Origin of the sequence: Actinoalloteichus caeruleus DSM 43889, from assembly GCF_000429185.2 — a bacterium.
Lineage (GTDB): Bacteria > Actinomycetota > Actinomycetes > Mycobacteriales > Pseudonocardiaceae > Actinoalloteichus_B > Actinoalloteichus_B caeruleus.
This window is the reverse complement of record NZ_AUBJ02000001.1, coordinates 2672781-2692177: the sequence shown is the minus strand read 5'-3', so window position 1 is coordinate 2692177 and position 19397 is coordinate 2672781. Positions and strand designations below refer to the sequence as shown.

At 69.1% G+C, this 19397-nt stretch carries 13 protein-coding genes, 4 tRNA genes and 5 pseudogenes; 12 read left to right on the top strand and 10 right to left on the bottom strand.

Features of this window, described 5'->3' with window-relative positions; all coding sequences use genetic code 11:
- Nucleotides 1–132 precede the first annotated feature (132 nt).
- The 3 genes from ku to ligD (G443_RS09825) are packed head-to-tail and all read left to right on the top strand — an operon-like array spanning nucleotide 133 to nucleotide 3387.
- A complete protein-coding gene (gene ku, locus G443_RS09835; RefSeq protein ID WP_026418383.1) occupies nucleotides 133–1050 on the top strand; it encodes a non-homologous end joining protein Ku in 918 nt (305 codons plus the stop codon).
- A 2-nt stretch (nucleotides 1051–1052) separates the two neighbouring features.
- Complete coding sequence (gene ligD, locus G443_RS09830) at nucleotides 1053–2486, top strand: non-homologous end-joining DNA ligase (protein ID WP_026418384.1); 1434 nt, start codon at nucleotides 1053–1055, stop codon at nucleotides 2484–2486.
- Complete coding sequence (gene ligD / locus G443_RS09825) at nucleotides 2479–3387, top strand: non-homologous end-joining DNA ligase (protein WP_026418385.1); 909 nt, start codon at nucleotides 2479–2481, stop codon at nucleotides 3385–3387. Before ligD (G443_RS09830) ends, ligD (G443_RS09825) begins: the two co-directional genes overlap by 8 nt.
- Before the next feature lie 297 nt (nucleotides 3388–3684).
- Here ligD (G443_RS09825) and G443_RS09820 read toward each other — a convergent pair whose 3' ends face one another.
- Nucleotides 3685–4773, bottom strand: coding sequence for a LacI family DNA-binding transcriptional regulator (locus G443_RS09820; protein WP_026418386.1), 1089 nt, complete (start codon nucleotides 4771–4773; stop codon nucleotides 3685–3687).
- Nucleotides 4774–5418: 645 nt separating this feature from the next.
- On the opposite strand from G443_RS09820, the gene G443_RS09815 reads away from it, so the two are divergent.
- Nucleotides 5419–7275: a rhamnogalacturonan lyase family protein gene (locus G443_RS09815; protein ID WP_051313814.1), complete on the top strand. Its 1857-nt coding sequence runs from the start codon at nucleotides 5419–5421 to the stop codon at nucleotides 7273–7275.
- Between the two features lie 260 nt (nucleotides 7276–7535).
- Here the strand turns inward: G443_RS09815 and G443_RS09810 are convergent.
- Nucleotides 7536–7607, bottom strand: a tRNA-Val gene (locus G443_RS09810).
- Between the two features lie 627 nt (nucleotides 7608–8234).
- Between G443_RS09810 and G443_RS09805 the strand changes: the two genes are divergently transcribed.
- From G443_RS09805 to G443_RS09790, 4 genes are all read left to right on the top strand, one after another.
- On the top strand, nucleotides 8235–8660 hold the full coding sequence (locus G443_RS09805) for an SsgA family sporulation/cell division regulator (RefSeq protein WP_016699318.1): 426 nt from the start codon (nucleotides 8235–8237) through the stop codon (nucleotides 8658–8660).
- 141 nt (nucleotides 8661–8801) lie between these two features.
- Nucleotides 8802–8874: transfer RNA gene (locus G443_RS09800), tRNA-Gly, on the top strand.
- 46 nt (nucleotides 8875–8920) lie between these two features.
- A tRNA-Cys gene (locus G443_RS09795) sits at nucleotides 8921–8992 on the top strand.
- Nucleotide 8993: 1 nt separating this feature from the next.
- Nucleotides 8994–9068 (top strand) — tRNA-Val (locus G443_RS09790).
- A gap of 1 nt (nucleotide 9069) precedes the next feature.
- Here G443_RS09790 and G443_RS25850 read toward each other — a convergent pair.
- The 5 genes and pseudogenes from G443_RS25850 to G443_RS09770 all read right to left on the bottom strand — a co-directional run.
- On the bottom strand, nucleotides 9070–9354 hold the full coding sequence (locus tag G443_RS25850; protein ID WP_372493013.1) for a hypothetical protein: 285 nt from the start codon (nucleotides 9352–9354) through the stop codon (nucleotides 9070–9072).
- Between the two features lie 28 nt (nucleotides 9355–9382).
- Nucleotides 9383–9856, bottom strand: coding sequence for an AAA family ATPase (locus G443_RS09785; protein WP_253860199.1), 474 nt, complete (start codon nucleotides 9854–9856; stop codon nucleotides 9383–9385).
- A 684-nt stretch (nucleotides 9857–10540) separates the two neighbouring features.
- Nucleotides 10541–10897, bottom strand: a pseudogene (locus tag G443_RS09780) (transposase); the annotation flags it as partial.
- A gap of 18 nt (nucleotides 10898–10915) precedes the next feature.
- Nucleotides 10916–12159, bottom strand: a pseudogene (locus tag G443_RS09775) (IS110 family RNA-guided transposase).
- Nucleotides 12160–12562: 403 nt separating this feature from the next.
- Nucleotides 12563–13383 (bottom strand): annotated as a pseudogene (locus G443_RS09770) (IS110 family transposase); the annotation flags it as partial.
- Nucleotides 13384–13688: 305 nt separating this feature from the next.
- On the opposite strand from G443_RS09770, the pseudogene G443_RS25845 reads away from it, so the two are divergent.
- Both G443_RS25845 and G443_RS25840 read left to right on the top strand, forming a co-directional pair.
- Nucleotides 13689–14180 (top strand): annotated as a pseudogene (locus G443_RS25845) (IS110 family transposase); the annotation flags it as partial.
- A gap of 106 nt (nucleotides 14181–14286) precedes the next feature.
- Nucleotides 14287–14781: a transposase gene (locus G443_RS25840; protein WP_372493012.1), complete on the top strand. Its 495-nt coding sequence runs from the start codon at nucleotides 14287–14289 to the stop codon at nucleotides 14779–14781.
- A 262-nt stretch (nucleotides 14782–15043) separates the two neighbouring features.
- Here the strand turns inward: G443_RS25840 and G443_RS09760 are convergent.
- The 3 genes and pseudogenes from G443_RS09760 to G443_RS25835 all read right to left on the bottom strand — a co-directional run bounded on the left by G443_RS09760 (nucleotide 15044) and on the right by G443_RS25835 (nucleotide 17627).
- Nucleotides 15044–16214: pseudogene (locus G443_RS09760) on the bottom strand (IS110 family RNA-guided transposase).
- A gap of 458 nt (nucleotides 16215–16672) precedes the next feature.
- Nucleotides 16673–17002, bottom strand: a complete 330-nt coding sequence (locus tag G443_RS09755) for a hypothetical protein (RefSeq protein WP_211237499.1) — start codon at nucleotides 17000–17002, stop codon at nucleotides 16673–16675.
- A 256-nt stretch (nucleotides 17003–17258) separates the two neighbouring features.
- Entirely contained in the window at nucleotides 17259–17627 is a 369-nt protein-coding gene (locus G443_RS25835; RefSeq protein WP_155886088.1) for a hypothetical protein, read from the bottom strand.
- A 228-nt stretch (nucleotides 17628–17855) separates the two neighbouring features.
- Here G443_RS25835 and G443_RS09745 point away from each other — a divergent pair, with 228 nt between their 5' ends.
- Both G443_RS09745 and G443_RS09740 read left to right on the top strand, forming a co-directional pair.
- The gene (locus G443_RS09745) at nucleotides 17856–18476 is read left to right on the top strand and encodes a cyclodeaminase/cyclohydrolase family protein (protein ID WP_026418390.1); all 621 of its coding nucleotides are present in this window, start codon (nucleotides 17856–17858) and stop codon (nucleotides 18474–18476) included.
- Nucleotides 18473–19330 (top strand): bifunctional 5,10-methylenetetrahydrofolate dehydrogenase/5,10-methenyltetrahydrofolate cyclohydrolase, encoded by an 858-nt coding sequence (locus G443_RS09740; RefSeq protein ID WP_026418391.1) that lies wholly within the window; start codon nucleotides 18473–18475, stop codon nucleotides 19328–19330. The genes G443_RS09745 and G443_RS09740 overlap by 4 nt, the downstream gene beginning before the upstream one ends.
- Nucleotides 19331–19397 lie beyond the last annotated feature (67 nt).

The following is a 19397-nucleotide window of genomic DNA, read 5'->3' as shown; positions in this document are numbered from 1 at the left end:
AGGGCGGACACCGCCGGGTCCAGGAGGGACCGGTGGATTCGACGACCGGCCCGACCGCTGCCTCCGGTGGGAATCCGCCGATGTGGGTGACCTCGGGTGGTTGGGGGCTCCAGCCTCGGGTAGGCAGACCCCATGAGGTCGCTGTGGCGTGGAGCCGTGTCCTTCGGGCTGGTGACGGTCGCCGTCCGGCTGTACCGGGCGACCGAGGAACACGACTTCCGGTTCCACCAGGTGCACCGGGAGGACGGCGGGCGGATCCGGTACCAGCGGGTGTGCTCGGTCTGCGGCAAGCAGGTCGGCAACGAGGACATCGCGAAGGGGTACGAGTTCGAGGACGGCCGGATGGTGATGCTCGGGCCCGAGGACTTCGAGTCGCTGCCGATCAAGACCGAGCACGCCATCGAGGTCCTCGAGTTCGTGCCCGCCGCCGAGGTGGACCCGATCTTCTTCCAGAAGAGCTACTACCTCGAACCCGACAAGGCGGCGGTCCGGCCGTACGTGCTGCTGCGCCGCGCCCTGGAGGAGGCCGACCTGCTCGCCGTGGTCAAGATCACCCTCCGCCAGCGGGAGACCCTGGCGATGCTGCGCGCCAGGAACGACGTCCTGGTCCTGCACACCATGCTCTGGCCGGACGAGGTCCGGAAACCGGAGTTCTCCTTCCTGTCCCAGGACGTCGAGATCCGGCCCCAGGAACTCCAGATGGCGTCCTCCCTCGTGCAGAGCATGGCCGGGGACTTCGAACCCGACCAGTTCTCCGACGACTACCGGGAGGCGCTCGGGGAACTGATCAGCGCCAAGGCCGAGGGCGCCGAGATACCCGAACGACCGGAACCCGAACGGGAGGGCGAGGTCATCGACCTCATGACCGCGCTGGAACGCAGCGTCGAGCAGGCGAGGACCTCCCGGGACGGCACCGGGGACCAGGACCGCCGGACCTCCCGGGGGCGCAGCGGCGGGGGTGGGAAGAAGAAGGCGGAGAAGGAGCAGGACGAGAAGACCACCCGGTCCGGCTCCACCCGTCGCACCGGCGGTAGGAAGAGCAGCGCCTGAGCATGGCCGACCTGGACGAGTACCGGCGTCGGCGGGACCCGAGACGGACGCCCGAGCCCGTCCCCGACCACGGCCCCCTCCCGCACGGCGCGGACGACGTGTTCGTCGTGCAGGAACACCACGCCCGACGCCTGCACTGGGATGTCCGGCTCGAACGGAACGGGGTGCTCGTCTCCTGGGCGGTGCCCAAGGGCTTGCCCGCCGAACCCGGCACCGTCCGACTCGCCGTGCGCACCGAGGACCACCCGCTCGACTACGCGGACTTCGAGGGCCGCATCCCGAAGGGGGAGTACGGGGCCGGTGAGGTGCTGATCTGGGACAGGGGCACCTACGAGACCCGGAAGTGGACCGACCACGAGGTCGACGTGGTGCTGCACGGCGACCGGGTGACGGGGCGCTACGTCTTCTTCGGTCGAGGCGGCGACTGGATGGTGCGACGGAGCGACCCGCCCCAGGACCCCGACCGGGTCCCGGTGCCCGACGACGTGGCGCCGATGCTGGCCACCGCCGGCACCCTGCCCAGCACCTCCGAGGACGACCAGTGGTGCTACGAGTTCAAGTGGGACGGCGCCCGGGCCCTCGCCGAGGTGGAGGGCGGTCGGCTCCGGTTGCGCAACCGTCGAGGCGAGGACGTCACCGCCACCTACCCCGAGCTGCGGGGGCTCGGGGAGCAGCTCGGCTCCACCCAGGTGCTGCTCGACGGCGAGATCGTCGTGCTCGACCAGGGACGCCCGAGTTTCGCGCTGCTCCAACGTCGGCTCCACGTCACCGGGCAGGCCAGGACCAGGCGCCTCGCCGAGGAACACCCCGCCACCCTCCTCGTCTTCGACCTCCTCCACCTCGACGGCCGGAACCTCTTCGACCTGCCCTACACGCGGCGGCGGGCGCTGCTCGACGAGCTCGCCCCGCGCGGACCCCACTGGCAGACACCCCCGTCCTTCTCCGGAGGGGGCGCCGCCGTCCTCCAGGTGAGCAGGGAACGGGGGTTCGAGGGCATCGTCGCCAAGCACCGAGACTCCCCGTACCGGCCGGGCCGGCGCTCACCGGCCTGGACCAAGATCAAGGACGTACGCACCCAGGAGGTGGTGGTCGGCGGCTGGCGTCCGGGGGAGGGCCGGCGGAGCGGGGTGCTGGGATCGCTGTTGCTCGGCCTCCCCGGCCCCGACGGGCTCCGCTTCGTCGGATCGGTCGGCAGCGGCTTCTCCGAAGCCGAACTGAGGAGCCTCACCGGCACGCTGCGCGAGCTGGCCAGCGCGAAGTCCCCCTTCGCCGGACCGGTGCCGGCCCAGCGGGCCCGGTCCGCCCGCTGGGTCGAACCCCGCCTGGTCGGTGAGGTGCTGTTCCAGGAGTGGACGCGGGACGGGCGGCTCCGGGCCCCCCGCTGGCGCGGACTCCGGGACGACAAACGGCCAGCGGAGGTGACCGAGGGTGCCTGAGGACCGGGTCAGCGTCGTCGTCGGCGACCGCCGCCTCCGCCTGACGAACCTCGGCAAGATCCTCTACCCCGAGGCGGGGGTGAGCAAACGGGACGTCATCGACTACTACGCCCGGGTCGCACCCGTCCTGCTCGGGCACCTCCGGGGACGACCGGTGACGCTGCGCCGCTACCCGGACGGCGTCGACGGGCAGTCGTTCTTCGAGAAGAACGCCTCCCGGTCGGCCCCGGACTGGGTGCCCACCGTCGAGATCCCCACCCCGGGCAGCAGCAAGGGAGCGGAGACGACGGAGTTCGTCCTGGTGGACGAGGTACCGACCCTGGTGTGGCTCGCCAACCTGGCCGCCCTCGAACTGCACGTCCCCCAGTGGCGGGTCACCCCCGACGGGGCGCGCGACACCCCCGACCTGCTCGTTTTCGACCTCGACCCCGGCCCGCCCGCGACGGTCGTCGAGTGCTGCCGGGTGGCGGAACTCCTCCGCGTCGAACTGGAGGCGGACGGGCTCGCCCCCCGGCCCAAGACCAGCGGGTCGAAGGGGCTCCAGCTCTACGTGCCGGTCACCGTGGCCGAGGCGGACCGGACCTCCCGGTACGCGAGGGAACTCGCCGATCGGCTGGCCCAGCGCCATCCGGAGGCCGTGGTGTCGACGATGACCAAGGCCAGGCGGGTGGGCCGGGTGCTCATCGACTGGAGCCAGAACAACCCGGCCAAGACGACGGTGGCGCCCTACTCGCTCCGCGCCCGCGCCCAGGCCACCGTGTCCACCCCGGTCACCTGGGACGAGGTGGAGAGCTGCGCCGCGCCGGAGGACCTGGTCTTCACCCACGGCATGATCCCGGACCGGCTCGACCGGTACGGGGACCTCTTCGAGGAGCCGCCCGGCGAGCACCCCCGGCTGTAGGTGACCCGCGTCCGGGGCGCACCGCCGTTGACCGGTGCGACGGGATGGGCGGATGTCGACGGCACGGTCGAGAACGCGACGGCCTGGCGCGACCACCGGGCACGGGCACCGGGCGTGATCCGCTCCCGGCCCACGCCCGCCGGGACCACCGCCAGCCCCGAACCGATCGTCGGCGGCGCCCCGCCTCGCCCGGCCGTGGTGCGGGGTGTGCCCCGGGCGGGCGTGGTGCGGGAACACCGGGAGAGCGGGACGGACCCGCGACGGGTACCTCCTCGACCGGGCGTCCCGGGCCCACCGTCACCCCACCCGGGGCTCCTCGCGGACGAGCGGCCGAACCGAGTCGCGGACGACGATGTGCGTCCCGAGCATCACGCCGGGGACCGCCGCCGTGGAATCCCGGGGGCGACCCAGGGCCATCCGCACGGCAGTGCGTCCCAGCTCCTCGTGCGGCACGTGCACCGTGGTGAGGTCGATGTCCGCCGACGGCGGCAGGTCGTCGAAGCCCACCAGGGAGACGTCCTCGGGGACGCGGAGCTCGTGCGCCCGCAACGCCTGGCGGGCGCCCGCCGCGATGAGGTCGTTCCCGGCGAAGACGGCGGTGAAGTCGCGCGGCCCGGCGGCGAGCCGATCCCGGATCATCCGGTAGCCCTCGTCCCGTTCCATCCGGCCCTCGACCTCCAACCCGGGGTCGTGGGGGACACGGTGGTCGGCCAGGGCCGCCCGGTAGCCGGCGACCCGGCTTTCCGGGGTGGTGTAGCTGTCGCGGCGGCCGAGGAACAGGATGCGCCGGTGCCCCAGCGACAGCAGGTGGCTGGTGATGGCATAGGCGCCACCGGTGTTGTCGTACTCGACGACGAGTGCGGGGACGTCGGAACCCAACGCGGGTCGGCCGCACAGCACCAGCTGCGAGCCGGCCGCCGCCAGGGCGCGGGCGTAGTTCGCCATGCGCTCGCGGTAGGCGTCGTCGGCGATCACGTTCCCGACCAGGATCACGCACTCGGCGTGCTCCTCGCGCATCAACTGGACCGTGGCCAGTTCGCGCTCGGGATCGCCGCCGGTGGTGCCGACGATGCACAGTTTGCCCTCGATCGCCGCCTGCGTCTGGACCCCCTGCGCCACGTGGGCGTAGTGCGGGGAGATCACGGAGTTGACGATGATCGCGACGCTGCGGCTGCGGGCGCCGGCGAGCCCCCGCGCGTTCGCGTTGGCCACGTAGTCGAGTTCGCGCACCGCGCGGAGCACCTTGCCCCGGGTCGCGGCGGCTCCCGGGTACGTCCCGGAGAGGATGCGGGACACCGTGGCGACGGACACCCCGGCGCGGGCGGCCACATCCCTGATCGTCGTCGGCCGCCGTCCCCCGCTGTCGGACGCCGCGCGCCGGCCCATCCGTACCTCCTCGTCACGCTGAAACGTGCTGGTAAAACGATTACACGCGATGGTTCCGGGCTGGCGCACTGGTGTCAAATCACCGCCGCGCCCACAGCGTGGATCGGAGGGAGAACCCGCGCCACCCGCCCAGGGGGAACGACGCGGCCACCCAGGATGCCGGCGCCCGCTCCCTTGACGGCACCGGCGGCACCGTGCTCCCATCCTTATGTAACCGTATACATGGAGTCGGTCCGCTACCGGGAAACGGCCGTGGTGGGGAGGGCGTAGGTGACGGCCGCCCGACATCCTCGGACCCCCGTCGGCCACTCCGGCCCACCGAACCGCGCGCACAGCGGCGGAGCGCCGTCCGCCCGCAGCGACCTCGCCCCCTGGTGACCCCGTCGGCCCGCCCGTGACGTTCCCCGGGCACCCGGCGGCCGGGAGGGCCCGCCCCGTGAGCACGGGAACGCGAGCCCACACGCCCGCCGCGTCCCCGGAACCCGGTACGAGGCCCTGAGCGTGTTCCGGGATCCGCCACGCCACCGCCCACCCCACCCCGCCCCGCGCCGCGCACCCGCCGTCCGGGTCCACCCCGCCGGTCCCGCCAGCGCCGCACCATCCGCACACAGCACCGCATGACCATCGGAAGTCAGGGAGGACTTCATGGCAGTCACGCGTCCCCGCCGCCGAGCCGCGACGATCAGCGCGCTGGTACTGACCGCCAGCGCCACCCTGGTGACCAACCCGCCCCACGGCGGTGACGACCCACCGGGCGAGCCGGCGATCTCGACGCCGCGCGTGATGGAGCGCCTCGACCGCGGTGTCGTGGCGGTGCGTTCCAGCGGCTCCGACGTCCTCGTCACCTGGCGGCTCCTCGGACTCGACCCGGACGACATCGGCTTCCACGTGTACCGCTCCGCCTCCGGCGGGCCGTACGAGCGGCTGAACTCCGAGGTCCTCACGGGCGGGACCAACTTCGTCGACTCGACCGCCGACCTCGACCAGCCCAACAGCTACCGGGTGCGTCCGGTGCTCGACGACACCGAACAGGATCCGAGCGGCTCCTTCACCCTGCCCGCGGACAACCCCGTCGAACCCGTCGTCCGCGTCCCGTTGCGACCCGGAGGCCCCGTCAAGTTCGTCTGGGTCGGTGACCTCGACGGTGACGGCGAGTACGACTACGTGCTCGACCGGCAGACCGCACCCCAGAAGCTCGAGGCCTACCGCAACGACGGGGAGTTCCTCTGGGAGGTCGACATGGGGCCGAACAGCATGGACCAGAACAACATCGAAGGAGGCTCGTCCACCCTCAACGTGGGCCACTGGGACGGGGTCACCGTCCAGGACCTCGACGGCGACGGGCACGCGGAGGTCGCCGTGCGCATCGCCAACGGGGTCACCTTCGGAGACGGGGAGACCTTCACCCACGACCACGACGACCACCAGTTCATCGCCATCCTCGACGGTATGACCGGCGCGTCCCGGGCCACCGCCGCCGTCCCCACGGACTACCTGTCCGACGGGCCGATGTACGCGCGCCTCGGCGTCGGCCACCTCGACGGCGTCACGCCGAGCGTCGTCTCCTACATGAAGAACCGCGTCGGCGACGGCGGCTTCAACCTGATGATGGCCGCCTGGAACTTCGACGGCCGCGACCTGACGCGGCAGTGGACGTGGCTGCGCGGCGACCAGAACGCCCCCGACGGCCACAACACCCGCATCGTCGACGTCGACGGCGACGGCAGGGACGAGATCGCCGAGATCGGCTTCGTGCTCAACGGGGACGGAACCCTCCGCTACAGCCTGGGGGAGCAGGGCATCGTCCACGGCGACCGCTTCCACATCGCCAAGATGGACCCGACCCGCCCGGGCCTCCAGGGGTACGGGGTGCAGCAGGACCACCCCGGTGGCCTGCGCGAGTACTACTACGACGCCAGCGACGGCACCATGCTGTGGCAGCACGTCGAGGAGGGCGTCAGCGACGTCGGCCGCGGCATGGCGGGCGACATCGACCCCAACCACCCCGGCATGGAGGTTTGGTCGTTCTCCGGCCTGTACAACGCGCCCACCAACACCCTCACCGAACCAGACACCTCGCTGGCGCCGTGGCCGCACCTCGGCCTGTGGTGGGACGGCGATCTGACGATGGAGCTGCTCAACGACGGCAAGATCGAGAAGTGGGAGCCCAACGACCCGAGACCGAGCAACAGCCTTCGAAGGCTGGTCACCACCTGGCGGCACGGCGCGGTCAACGCCAGCGGACCGAACCCGGCCTTCGTGGGCGACATCCTGGGCGACTGGCGTGAGGAGGTCGTTCACACCAACGCCGAGTACGACGAACTCATCATCTTCACCACGGACCAGCCGACGGACACCAGGATCTACACGCTCGCCCACAACCCCGCCTACCGAAACGGGATGACGCTCAAGGGCTACCCGCAGTCCCACCACCTCGACTACTTCCTCGGCGCGGACATGGCGCCGCCGCCCCGGCCGAACATCAGGTACGCGGGGGACTGACCGAGGACGGCACCGCCGTCGTCGCCACCACCGTCCGTTCGACGTCCGGGGCGCCTCGACGCTGGTCCGGGCGCCAACCACGCGGAAGGACGGTGGAGGGCGGCGGATGAGGGGGCCGGCTCCGGCCCGGCAGCGTCGCGGCACGACCGCTCACGAGGGGTGGCGACGGGCACACGAGCCCGGTCTGGCGCGACCAGGGGGCACCTGGGAAAACGACAACGGCCCTACCCGAACCTATCGGGTAGGGCCGTTGCGTTGGGTGGGCGATACTGGGATCGAACCAGTGACCTCTTCGGTGTGAACGAAGCGCTCTCCCCCTGAGCTAATCGCCCGTGGTTCCTGGTCGAGGGCGGAATCACTTCCGCTTGCTCGGCTGGCTCCGGTGCCTCCGGGGCTCCCCGGCGACGAGAAGAACACTACACCACCTGTTCGGCGGTCTTCGCCCGGGGGGTCGCGGCCGGATCATGGAACGGGAACGCCTGGTGGGCGGCCACCCGCCTCCTGGCACCCGCGTCTCCCGTGCCGAGGTGGGTCGCCTCCCGCGTCGCCCCTCCGGGCGGGTGGTCGGGGGCGCGCGAGAGCTCCCGGCGACGGCTCACCCTGTGCTTTTTCCCGCAATGTGATGATGGCCGGCGCGGCTGCGCTCTGGTTTGCTCAGGACGGACGATGGCGGCATGTGACAAGAGTGGAAGTGGCTCGCCGTGGCACTCACCGTGCGTCCAGGGCCAGTTGCGTCACGCAGCGAGATGACTGCCCGCTCCTCCCGGGCGGAGGTGGACGGCCAGGAGAGACTCCTCGGATTCTGGGCACGGAGCGCAGCTGGTCGGTCGCCCAACGAATTAGTTCTGACCCGTACGGGTGATGTCTCGGCCCAATGCGAGCATTTTCGGGTCTCTACGCGTCACAACTGTTGTGGTCGGTCGTTTCAGACCAGTAGTGAACAGGAGAGGGTAACAACAATGCGCAACGATCACGTGACGCTTTGCTCGAAGGCGGTTTTCGATCTGCTGGCCCCCCGCACACCGGCCGTGCCGGTGCACGTGGAGCTCCGGTACGACACCCGCGACCCCTACGCCATCGTCGCCGCGTTCCAGACGGGGCGGGGCGGCAGTGTCGAGTGGGTCTTCGCCCGCGACCTGCTCGCCGACGGACTCATCGCCGAGGTCGGTGACGGCGACGTCCGGCTGCGGCCCGCGATGGACAACCCCGAGGTCGTCGTCATCGAGCTGAGCTCCCCCTCGGGGCATGCCATGTTCGAGGCTTCGGCGCAGGAGCTCGCCGACTTCCTGGACCAGACCTACGACGTCGTGATGCCCGGCAACGAGAACCTCTGGGTCAACGTCGACGACGCGCTGGCGCGACTGCTCCCTCACGACCGGTCCTGACCAGCGGAAACGGCCGACCATGCGTGTTTGGGGACCCCCCGTTTGATCCACCAGGACGGGGTCCGCTAGAGTTCTCATCACGACAGCGAGGCAGGGACTCCCCGGGAGGATCCAAGCCCAGGGGTTCACCGCCTTGCTTCTGCGGACGTAGCGCAGTTGGTAGCGCATCACCTTGCCAAGGTGAGGGTCGCGGGTTCGAGTCCCGTCGTCCGCTCTGAGCGGCCGTAACGAGGCCGACGTCTCGGTGCGAGCCGGGATTCGGCGGAGTGGCCGAGTGGTTTAGGCAAGGGCCTGCAAAGCCCTGTACGCGGGTTCGATTCCCGCCTCCGCCTCGGGCGATTAGCTCAGTGGGAGAGCGCTACCTTGACACGGTAGAGGTCACTGGTTCAATCCCAGTATCGCCCACCAGTTATACATGGTGGTCAGAAGCCCCGTCGACGATCTTCGTCGGCGGGGTTTTCTGCGTTGTGGGAGCATTTTGGGAGCAGATGATGTTGCTGCGGTCCTGGTCGCGGTATGTGTTCGGGAAGCAGGGCTCCACGCTGCCGGTCGAGGCCCGTTCCCAGCGACGTTGGAGGCTGTCGCACATCTGATCGACCATGTCCTGCGTCACATGCGAGTACCGGCCCGCGATGCCGCGCCTCCGGTGTCCGAGGCGTTTGTGTTGAGCGACTTCGGGGACGTGGTCCTCGATGAGCCACGTCTTGTGGGCGTGACGGAGATCATGGAAGTGGAAGCCGGGCAGTAGGGGGCCCAGCCGCGTACGCGGTGTCCAGCCACGGCGGGAACCCAGAATCGATCTCGGAAGTTCGAGCGTCGGACGCCAGCGCGTCGGACACCGTCGCCCCGTGCACGCCCGGGTTGTGACCAGCGACCACGTAGAACCCGGGGGCGGCCTTGACGACCTCGCCGCTGTTGGCCTTCACGATGATCTCGCGGCGGTCGTCCATCGCGGGGTACACCACCGCCAACACGGGCGGCGGGATCAGGGTGGCATCGTCGATGAACAGGGTCCGGCCTTCCCTCATCGCCCGGATCAGCGGCCCGTGGACGAACGTGTACAGGCCCTCGGGGGTCTGGGTATACTCGCCCACGAAGTCCGCGACCGTGGTGTCGCCGTCACCCGCGACGGTGATCAAATCCGGGAAGGCGGCCTCGATCACCGAGGTCTTCCCGGTGCCGGGTGGAACGTACAACAGGACGGAACACCCCTGCCTCGCGCAACCTGCGCAACGCCGTAACGTCGGAAATTCCCGCCACCGTGCGCGGGTGATAGGGCTGTCCATTCGGCCGTGTCACCGGACCCGACACTACGTCGGGAACCACGGCGGAGAGTGTCGTCGGTGCCGCCGTCGCCCGGGGTCGCCGTGGGCGACGGGCCGAACCCGACCGCGCGGTGTGCGACGCGGACGCGGCGCCGCCCGTGGTGCAGGTGGCCTGATACCGCGCGGGTGCTGTCGATGTCCGCGCGGCTTTTCCCCTGTCCACCAGAACCGTGAGGGCGTTCGCGACGGCCCCGGCCGACCGGGTCAACACGTGCGCGACGGCCCGGGGCGTGTGGTCGACGTCGGGCCAATCGGCGAGACCGGCGGCCACCCATCGGCAAAGCTCACCAGCTGCCCAACCGGGCACCCGAGGAGACGATCGACGTGGTCGGGTCGGATGACGTGGGCGGGGCGGTCATCGCGCTGGTCCTTTCGATCTTCTACTGGTAGCGGGTGTCGGCGGTGGGCGCCGGGCCAGTGGCGACGGGCGGGGCGCGGTGGATTCTCGGGTGGCGACGTCGACCGGTAGGCGCGGTCCCTACTTCGCGTAGCCACCCGAGGGCACGGGCCGCAGCGGTCGGCAAATACCCGATCTGATGGGGCGGGAACGGTCTCGGGATGTCGGTAGTAGGTCTTGTTACGGAGCATGGCGAACACGACGTCGCAGCGGCGCCGGGCCAGGCAGGTCAGGGCGGCGTTGTGCTTCTTCCCCTCATCGCGTTTCCGCTGGTAATAGGCCCTGCTGGTGGGGTCGGACAGTGCTGCGAACGAGGCGGGAAAGAAGGCACGTTTAAGTTTGCGGTTGCCGGTGCGGGCCGGGTGCTCACCCTTGATCGAGGAGCCCGAACTGCGGGTGACCGGCGCGATCCCGGCGTAGGCGGCCAGGTGGGCGGAGGAATTGAACGCCGAAGCGTCGCCGACTTCCCGCAGGATCCGGGCTGCGGTCCTGACTCCGATGCCGGGCATCGAGACCTCCGATCTCGCTAACTGTCAAGCAGCGACGGGTTCGGCGTTGTATGCGGGTTCGCCGAAGGCTTTGATCGGGTCGTAGGTCTGTCCTGTGTGGAGGCAATGGTAGAGCTGGCCGAGCATGCGGTTGAACAGGTGCCGCAACGCGGCGGCGTGGTGGTCGCCGCGGGCGCGTCGCCGGTCGTAGTGGTCCTTCGCCGGACCTGGGCGGGGCATAGCCGCGAAGGCCCAGAGGAACCCGACCGCGTTCAGACGGTCGTTCTTCACCACGCGGCGAGTGATGGCGATGCTGCGTCCGGAGGCTCTCGTCACCGGTGCTGAATCGGCGTAGGCCTTGAGCGCGCGGGCATCGGCGAAGCAGTCGCGGTCGTCGCCGATCTCGGCCAGGAGCCGTGCGCCGCAGAGTTTGCCTATGCCGGGAAAGCTGGTGATCACCGCGTGATCGGGGTGTTGCCGGAACGCCTCGACGGCGACCTGGCCGAGCTGCTCGGCGTTGTCGCATTCGGCGTTGAGCGTTGCCAGCAGCGCAACAGCCTGACGCCCCAACGCTTCCTCGATGAGCGGAAGCTGCCGCAGCTGCGGAACCCGGAACGCTTGGTGGAGTTCGGCCGTCAGGGCGTCGATGCCGCGTTGCCGGCCGGCTCGCCGCAAGGCGGTCGTGATCCGGGCCGGCGTGAGCTTCGCGGCCGCCGGTGTCGGGGCGAGCGCGAGCAGCTGACGGGCTTCGGGGCGGGCGAGGTTGGTAGCGCCGCTGCGGCGAAACGCGGCGAGGAAGCCCGGGTAGTACTCGCGCAGCAGAGACCGCAGTTCTTGCAAGGCCCTGGTGCGGCGCCAGACCGCATCCTGGACGGCGCGGGCCAGGACCGCGACCGCGCGAGCGAGCTCCGTGTCGGCGGGCAGCTGACGGTGGGCGTGGGCGTCGGTGCGCAGGATGTTGGCCAGGACCATCGCGTCGGCGTGGTCGGACTTCTTACGGAAGACGGTGTGCCGTTCGCAGTAGCGCGCGACGGCCATCGGGTTGATCGCGTAGATCGCCCGCCCGGTTTCCCGCAGCGCGGCAACGAGCAGCCCGCGCGGGACTCGATCGCGACCGGGATCGGGTCCTCGCGACTGTCGCCGGCCTCGGCCAGCATGGCCGTCAGCTCGGCGAAACCGTCGGCGGACTCGGCAATGCGGCGTTTGGTCACCAGCTTGCCCTCGGCATCGACCAGGGCGACGTCGTGGTGGTGCTCAGCCCAGTCGATGCCGCAGAACACGATTGCCAACTTGCTCTCCTTGCTCACCTGTTTGGACTGGCTGGAACCCCTGGCGAGAACGTGCGGCGCCCTAATAACGAGGCTCTGTGGCCTTCCCTCCGATTGAGCCGTTCACGATCCCAGCGATCCGCACGACTCCGGTCCTGATGCCCGAGCTCCCAGGCTCCCGAGAAGCTGGGTGTAGGTCGTGCGGACGGGCTCGAACCACGAGCGCCATCCTTGATCAGCAGGCGTGACGGTGGCCCGGACGGGTATGATCCGCTGGCTCAATGAAGGACTCCAGGTCCATGGTCAGGACAAGGCGAGGGCTCAGGCCCCATGTATCGCCAGGCGTCGGCGGAACACGAACTGGAGAGCGAGCCCGAACCGAGCAGAGATCATGATTAGCTTCGGGCTCGTTCGCGTGTTTTTAGGTCAGGACCCCGGCAAGAGGGTGCGGATCAAGTATCTCCTCAACCTCGGTGGCAACCTGTTTGCGTTGCTGGAGAACGGTTGGCAAGCTCTCGGTCATCCTGGGCAGCACGGTGTCGGCGGCAGCGGACCCGGAACGGTCAGGGTCTGCTCCTGCAGCGCCGCCAGGATGCCGGTGACCAGCTTGTCGCCCATGCGGGGCGCGTGCGTGGTGGCGATCGAGGCGAGCTTGCGCCGTCCCGCCGTGCGGATTCCGGCGGGTCCACCGCAGCGGGAAAGGATCTCCAGCACCGCTGGATGGCTGATCCTGGGGCCGATGACGCGTTCCAGCGCGGGGTGGATTCCGGTGAGCAGACCGCGGATGCGGTTGCCGATCCGGGTGGTCTCACCAGCCAGGTCGTCATCGAAGCCGACCAGCACCTCCAGTTCGGCCAAGGCGTCGTCACCGACATCGACCGATCGCAGCGTGTGAGGCAGGGAGCGGGCGGCATCAGCGATGACGAAGGCGTCTCGGGCGTTGGTTTTGGCCCTGCCGGGGTAGAGGTCGGCGATGCGGCGCATGGCCAATTCGGGCAGGTAGGCGACCTGGTGACCAGCGGCGCGGGCGACCGCGACAGGCAGGGCGCTGATCGTGGCTGGTTGGTCGACCACCACCAGCAGGGGGCCGTGGGCGGCGAGCTTGTCCAGCAACGCTCGCAGTTGGGGTTCGCTGTTGGGCAGCTGCCCGTCATGCAGGCGATTTCCAGTCGGGTCCAAGCCGACGGCGTGGTGTTCGCCCTTTCCGACGTCCAGGCCGAGGAACACCTGGTAACCGCTGGTCATCCGTACTGTCTTTCGTCCGTCGCGGGTGGTCGCCGGTTGGGCATCGACGGCCGGCACCCACGTTACGACTGTGATGATCAAGGGTGCCGCCCCGGGCCGTGGCCTGACCCGCGTTACGACTGACCGGTGTGTCTTTGTCTCGATCCGTCGGCCTCGGTCCGGGGCGGTGCTTGCTGCCGCCGGGCTGGTGGGGCGTGTCCCGATAGGGGCTTTGCCGCACTGCGCATCTTCACAGTCCTGACCGCCTGATCGGCCCGGCGTCGGCCAGCCACCGGCGTTTCGATCAGAGCAGGAGCCAGCAGACCGTGCCGAGTACCCTTCGTCCTTCCTCCCAGTCCCAGGCTCGCGACGGCGAGGAGGTGGTCGTGGGAGTCGACACCCACAAGGACTTCCACGTCGCCGCGGTCGTCACGGCGCTGGGCGTTTTGCTGGCCAGCAAAGCATTTCCGACCACGCGAGCCGGGTATCAAGCTCTGGTGAAGTGGGCACGCGGATTCGGCGTCGTTCGGCGCGCGGGCGTGGAGTGCACGGGCTCCTACGGAGCCGCGCTTGCCCGCCACCTAGCGCCCGCTGACATCGACGTGTTCGAGGTCAACCAGCCTGACAAGGCCAATCGCCGGCGGCGCGGCAAGAACGACGTTCTCGACGCCGAGTCCGCAGCCCGCTCCGTGCTGAACGGGCAGGCCGGCGCGTTGGCCAAGGGAGGGCAGGGGCCAGTGGAAATGCTGCGCATGTTCAAGGTGGCGAAGACCTCGGCCCTCAAGTCCCGGACCCAGGCCATCAACCAGCTCAAGGCCGTCCTGGTCTCGGCCGACCCTGCGCTGCGCGACGAATTGCGCGATCTCAGCACCGCCAAGCTCGTGCAGCGGTGCATCGCGTGGACGCCCGCCACGCCATCCGACAGTGCTACCGCGGCTCGGTACACCCTGCGTCTGCTCGCCGCCCGGATCGACCGGCTTAGCCAGGAGATCGCCGACCTCAACGCGCAGACCGCCGCTGTCCTGGCCCGCCACAACCCCGCCATGCTCGACACCTACGGAGTCGGGCCTGACACGGCCGCGACCCTCCTCATCGCGGCCGGCGACAACCCCGAACGCTTGCGAAGCGTCGTTCGCCGCGCTGTGCGGTGTCAGCCCGGTGGAAGCATCCTCAGGAAGGACGCAACGCCACCGGCTCAACCGCGGTGGCGACCGCCAAGCGAACTCCGCGCCGCGCAGCATCGTGCTGGTCCGCCTGCGCTGGGATCGACGCACCCGCGACTACATCGACCGGCGTGTCCGCGAGGGCAAAACCAAACGCGAGGCCGTCCGGTGCCTCAAACGCTATATCGCCCGCGAGCTCTACCGAATCATCACCTCGCCCGAGCCACCGGCTGCACCAGCACGGCACGCTGCTTGACGAACAATAGGGGCATCGAGACCTACCCGATCGGTGGCCGTGTCCCTATCAGCGGTCCCTCGATGCCACCAGGCCTGGTGACACCCCCCGGATCAAGGGTTCGACTGGGGGCGTCAGTCATGCCGGGCCTGGCGACCACGACTCCTTGATCAGGAGCTACGAAAAAGACCTCCGATCTTGCTAACTGTCAAGCAGCGACCGGTTCGGCGGGCGGAGTGGACGGTTGGTGGAAGGCCCGGGTCTCGTCGTAGATCTGTCCTCTTTAGAGGCAGTGATAGAGCTGGCCGAGCATGCGGTTGAACAGGTGCCGCAGCGCGGTGGAGTGGCGGTCGCCGTGGTCGCGGCGGCGTCGGTAGTGGGCTTTGGCGGGTTCGCAGTGGGTGGCGGCGATGAAGGCCCAGAGCCAGCCGACGGCGGCGAGGCGGTCGTTCTTGACCCGCCGATAGGTGACGGAGATCGACCGCCCGGACGCGCGCGTGACGGGTGCGGAGCTGGCGTAGGCCTTGAGCGCGGGGGCGTCGGCGAACCGGGCGCGGTCGTCGCCGATCTCGGCCAGGACGCGAGCTCCGGTGGAGTCGGCCAGGCCGGGGAAGCTGGTGGTGATCGCGTAGTCCGGGTGCTGGCGGAACGCGTCCGCAGCCGCTGCGCCGAGGTCGTCGGCACCGCTGCAGGCGGCGTCGAGTGTGGCGAGCAGAGCGAGGGCCTGGCGTCCGAAGGCATCCTCCACGAGCGCGGACTGGCGCAGTTGCGGGATTCGCAGCGCCGCCTTGATGTCGGCGGCGGCCTGGTCGACGTAGCGGGTGCGACCGGCGCGGCGCAGAGCCGCGGCGATGCGGGCCTTCGACAGCGCGGCCCCGAGCGCCGGAGTCGGGGCGATCGCCAGGACCGCGCGGGCTTCCGTGCTCGCGAGGTTCGTCGCGGACTTGCCAGCGAAGGCTTCAAGGAAGGTCGGGTAGTACTCGCGAAGCATCGCGCAGTTCGTTGCTGGCCTTGGTGCGCCGCCAGATCGCGTCCTGTTGGGCGCGGGCCAGGACGGCCACGGCCTGCGCCAGGTCGCTGTCGGCCGGGATACGGCGATGCATGTGAGCGTCCACGCGCAGGATGTTCGCCAGGGTCATGGCGTCGGCGTGGTCGGACTTGGTGCGAGACACCGAGTGCCGCTCGCGATAACGGGCGACGGCCATCGGGTTGATCGCGAACACCGGGCGTCCGGTCGCCCGCAATGCGGCGACGAGCAGGCCACGAGGTGTTTCGATCGAGACCGGGATCGGGTCCTCGGCGGTGTCCCCGAGCTCGGCGAGCAGGCCGGTCAGCTCTGCGAAGCCATCGACGTCCTCGTTGACCCTCTTCTTCGCCATGAGCTTGCCGGCGCTGTCGACCACGGCCAGGTCGCGATGGACTTCGGCCCAGTCGATTCCGCAGAACAGTGTCAACCCACAACCTCCGGTCGTTCGATAATCTCTGCTGGTCAGAGACCCAACGAGAACGCGCAGCGCCCTAATGACGAGGCTCGATGGCCTTCCCTCCGATGAGCTGTTCGCGATCCCAGCGACCCGCACGGCAGCCAGTCTTCGCGTCAGAGCTCACCGGCTTCCGAGAAACAAGGCACCCACCGTGCGGACAGGCTCGAACCACGAGCACCAACCTGACCCAGCAAGATCGCGGTGGTGGTCCGACACGCCGAGCCCGCCGGTTTTGCATGAGGGCTCGAAGGCCCCAGTGGTACTCAGGCATGGCACTCGCGCGGCGGACCACCACCGCCGACATCGCGTCGGCCGGTCTCCCGTGAGGACTCAAGTCCAGAAAGGGGCAAGGCCTACCTCGATGCCGAGCAGGGGTGAACAGCCCGCCAAGACCCCAAGCTGCCGCTCTTTTTGGAGACCTCAGCGGGTCAGGTAACGGGGAGGCCTACACCGGTCCCAGCGGGCTGTTCGAGATTCATTAGGTAACGGGGAACCCAGACCACCTCGTGGCCTGCCAGCAACAGCCCGTCGGCCAGCCAGCGGGCGAAGCCCCGGCCGTCCTCGATGGCCCAGGTGACCGGTGCGCCGGTGATCGACCTGATCCACCTGAGCAGCACGCTGATCAGGGACGCGTCGATGCCGACGGTCAGCGGCTTGCCGACGCGCCCGCCGCCAGCGTCGACGGCCACCGCGACGTGGACGTGCTGTGCGGATCGATTCCCACTGTCACCATCAGTGCTTGTCCGCGTTGTCTTCATCGCCGATGACGGGACAGACGCGAACGCCCCGGCCTGGGGACAAACCTCGTGCGAGTTGACTGTTCAGCAGGCTTCTATCAAGTCACTCCTGGCCGGGGCGCTCGCCCTGCGGGCTGCTGTGGACAGACCAACGGAAGGCCCCCGACGGGGCACGTGTTCTCAGAGTCACCCAGCAGCCCGACCAGCGCTCGTCCCGTCGAACGAGCTCCGGCGCCACTCAGTGTGCACCACCAGGTGTTCTCGTTGCTGCCGCGTGTCAGGCCGAGCACGAGTCGCAGAAGTAGATGGGCATTCCCGTACGAATGGTGAAGTCGGCGCGGCGAGTCATTTTCTTTCCCCTGGTCCCAGGTGATGCTGTTCCGCGTGAAGTCGGGCAGGCCAGCTTCAACTCCGCGCGCAGCGCACCTCGAGCCTGCCGATAGAGGCACTCGTAGATCGTTTCATGGGAAGCGCGCATCTCAAGGTCAGTCGGATGGTCCTCGATCAGTCTCTCGCTGATCTGCTGCGGCGACCATTTCTCGCGCAGACTTCGGGCGACGCCGATCCCCCTTTGCGCGACGCTGAGCGTCGCCAGCCGATACTCACCTCGGCCACCCTTCGCCTTGATCTCTCGAGCGATCGTCAAATGATGCTTGCCGCGAAGGTGTCCAGGAAACTAGTGGAACAGTCCTCATCTTGAATCTCGGCTCAACTCAAGGGAAATGATTTTTCGCTCCACCACCACAATGAACCAGTCAATCATTGGGACAAGATCCTATTAGGACGTCGCTATGACCGATTGACCCCCGCCCTTGATCCTGCCCGTTGTAGTACTAGGATCTGGAGTGACACTGTTCGGGTTGAGAGGACTTTCATGCACCGGAGCACGATTGGCGCATTCCTGGACGAGTTGGCCGCGCGGACGCCGACGCCAGGCGGTGGCGCGAGTTCGGCCTTGCATGCGGCGCAGGCCGCTGCGCTCGTCGGAATGGTCGGCCGCTACAGCGATGGCGCGAAGTACGCCGAGCATGCCGACACGATTGGGCGAATCGTTGCCGAGTCCGATGACGTGCGCGAAGCTGCGCTGGCTGTCGCCGCGCGCGATGCCGCCGCGTTCGAGGCGGTCGGCCATGCCTACGCCCTTCCCCGCGGAACGGAGCCTCAGGAGGTCGAAAGACGACAGGCGATTGAGCGGGCACTGGTCGCCTCGGCCGCGCCGCCGGTCGAGGTGGTCGAGTTGACCGACCGCGTTGTCGGGCTCGCCGAGGGGCTGCTACCCATCGGGAACCGGAACGTCGTCACCGACATCGCCTGCGCGGCCGAAGCGGCCAGGGCCGCCGCCGTCACGGCACGAATCAACATCGAGATCAACCGGGCGGGTATCAAGGACGAGCCGACCCGGACCGCGCTGGCCGCCCAGGCCGCACGAGTCCAGGTCATCACCAAGCGGGCCGAGCGCGTGACCTCCGCTGTGCTGAAAGGGATCTCGAAGTGACGACTGTCCTTTCGGGTAAGGTACTCGCCGCACAGATCAAAAAGGACATTGCGGAACGGGTTCAGGCGCTCACTGCCCGAGGTGTCCAAGTGGGACTTGCGATCGTCACCGCCACTGATGACGAGGCGAGCGCCTGGTACGTCCGATCCATCACGAAGGCGGCGGCCGCCGTGGGAATCGCCGGACGGGTCGAGGAACTCGGGGTGACAGCGACGGAGAGCGACATCCGGAGCATGCTCGTCAAGCTGGGCGATGATCCCGGTGTCCACGGCATCATCCTCCAGACCCCGTTGCCTGACGGGGTCCGTTCGGAGCGTGTCTCCGTAGCCATCGCCCCGGAGAAGGACGTCGACGGCGCGAACCCCGAGTCATTCGGGCGGCTCGCCACCGGGCTCCGCGCGTTCGCTCCGGCAACGGCGCAGGCCGTCGTGGAGCTGCTGGATCACCACGGCATCGACCTGCACGGCAAGCACGCCGTGGTCGTGGGCCGGTCCACTGTGGTGGGCAAGCCGCTCGCGCACCTGTTGCTCGACCGACACTCCACTGTAACCATCGCCCACTCGCGCACCCACGGTCTCGCCGAGGTGACCAGCCGTGGCGACGTCGTCGTCGCGGCTGTGGGTCGCGCCCGTCTGATCACCGCAGATCACGTCGGCCCCGTTGCGGTCGTCGTGGACGTCGGCACCAATCCGACACCAGGGGGTGGATTGGTGGGCGACGTCGATCCTGGTGTCACTGGCAAAGCAGCCGCGCTGTCACCCGTGCCGGGCGGCGTCGGCCCGGTGACTACGGCGCTGTTGCTGCGCCACACCGTCGATGTGGCTGAACGCGCCGGGGCCGCCGTTGGATCCTGAACCGGCGACCTCCCTGCGCCACCACCGAGACCCAGATCACACTCGATTGACACTCTCAGTACTGGAT

Excerpts from the sequence above, each read along its gene's own strand:
- ku (WP_026418383.1), top strand. The coding sequence starts at position 133 with ATGAGGTCGCTGTGGCGTGGAGCCGTGTCCTTCGGGCTGGTGACGGTC.
- ligD (WP_026418384.1), top strand. The coding sequence starts at position 1,053 with ATGGCCGACCTGGACGAGTACCGGCGTCGGCGGGACCCGAGACGGACG.
- G443_RS09820 (WP_026418386.1), bottom strand. The coding sequence starts at position 4,773 with ATGGGCCGGCGCGCGGCGTCCGACAGCGGGGGACGGCGGCCGACGACG.
- G443_RS09815 (WP_051313814.1), top strand. The coding sequence starts at position 5,419 with ATGGCAGTCACGCGTCCCCGCCGCCGAGCCGCGACGATCAGCGCGCTG.
- G443_RS09805 (WP_016699318.1), top strand. The coding sequence starts at position 8,235 with ATGCGCAACGATCACGTGACGCTTTGCTCGAAGGCGGTTTTCGATCTG.
- G443_RS09755 (WP_211237499.1), bottom strand. The coding sequence starts at position 17,002 with ATGAAGACAACGCGGACAAGCACTGATGGTGACAGTGGGAATCGATCC.
- G443_RS09745 (WP_026418390.1), top strand. The coding sequence starts at position 17,856 with ATGCACCGGAGCACGATTGGCGCATTCCTGGACGAGTTGGCCGCGCGG.